The organism is Mesorhizobium sp. M7A.F.Ca.AU.001.01.1.1 (assembly GCF_004022735.1).
In the GTDB taxonomy this organism is placed as follows: Bacteria; Pseudomonadota; Alphaproteobacteria; order Rhizobiales; family Rhizobiaceae; genus Mesorhizobium; species Mesorhizobium ciceri.
Map to the genome: position 1 here is coordinate 1 of NZ_RZPF01001109.1, position 1263 is coordinate 1263.

The 1263-nt window shown below is 64.4% G+C and carries 2 pseudogenes; one reads left to right on the forward strand and one right to left on the reverse strand.

The features are described 5' to 3' along the window. A pseudogene (locus tag EN884_RS36260) lies at positions 1–812 on the forward strand (MATE family efflux transporter); the annotation flags it as partial. A gap of 268 nt (positions 813–1080) precedes the next feature. On the opposite strand, the pseudogene EN884_RS36265 reads toward EN884_RS36260, so the two are convergent. Next, positions 1081–1263 (reverse strand): annotated as a pseudogene (locus tag EN884_RS36265) (dihydroorotate dehydrogenase (quinone)); the annotation flags it as partial.

The window sequence follows — 1263 nt, forward strand, 5'->3', positions numbered from 1 at the left end:
GTGCTGAACGGCATCAACATCGCGCTGTGCTTCCTGCTTGGGCTGGAACTTGGCTGGGGCGTCGCCGGCGTTGCCTGGGCGACCGTCACCGGTGAGTTCCTGGCCATGCTGCTCGGCCTGGCCATCGTGATCCGCCGGTTTCGCGCGGCCCCGCCCTTGCCGCGCCATCGCCTGCTCGACATGACCGCCTTCCTGCGCATGCTGTCGCTCAACCGCGACATCATGATCCGTTCGTTCTCGCTGCTCGCCGCCTTTGCATTGTTCACCCGCCAGGGCGCGCAGTTCGGCACGGTGACGCTGCCGCCAACGCCGTGCTGATGAATTTCTTCCTCGTCGCCGGCTATTTCCTCGATGGCTTTGCCACCGCCGCCGAACAGCTGGCGGGCCGTGCCGTCGGCGCACGTGCCGCCGCACCGTTCCGCCAGGCCGTGCGGCTGACGCTGTTCTGGGGTTTCGGGCTGGCGGGAGCCGCGACGCTGGTAATGCTGTCTGGTGGCGCCAATCTGGTCGCTCTCGTGACGACATCGGAGGACGTCCGTTCGGTGGCCGACATCTACCTGCCATGGGCGGCATTCACGGCGCTGAGCGGTGTGCTGGCGTTCCAGATGGATGGCGTCTTCATCGGCGCGACCTGGTCCCGCGACATGCGCAACATGATGCTGCTGTCGTTCCTGGTTTTCGCGGCCGCGCTGCTGACCCTTGCGCCGGCCTTCGGCAACACTGGACTTTGGGCGGCGCTGCACGTCTTCCTGCTGGTGCGAGGCTTCAGCCTGCTGACGATCCTGCGGCTCAGGGTGCGGACGGCGTTTTAGACGGTGTCCCCCGGAAGGCCCTGCGCCGTCCAGGACACTGAGCGGCAGCTTCGCGATAGGAATTTTTTCTTGACTCGGTGACCTCAGCTGTGGTAGATTTTTGCCCATGGTGCTGATTTGCGCCAATGACCCGCCGCACTGGCGGGTTTTTTGTTTGATGCGCCGTCAGCCAACGCCCGGCGAAAGCTCCGAAGGAACCCTTTGACCCGAGTTCGTTGCACCATCTGCGAGCGGGCCGTCAGCCGCGACCTGCGCTCCTGAGAGCAGTTCAGAGTTGCCTGGACGCCCAGAAGTCGAGGCGGCTGTCGCGCAACTCGCAAATCGACTTCAGCCGTTCTTTTTCGACGAAACGGGCCATTCCGGAAAGAATACGGCCTGGCAGCGAAGGCCCGGCATAGATCATGCCGGTGTAGAGCTGCACCAGATCGGCACCCGCACGGATCTTGTCCAG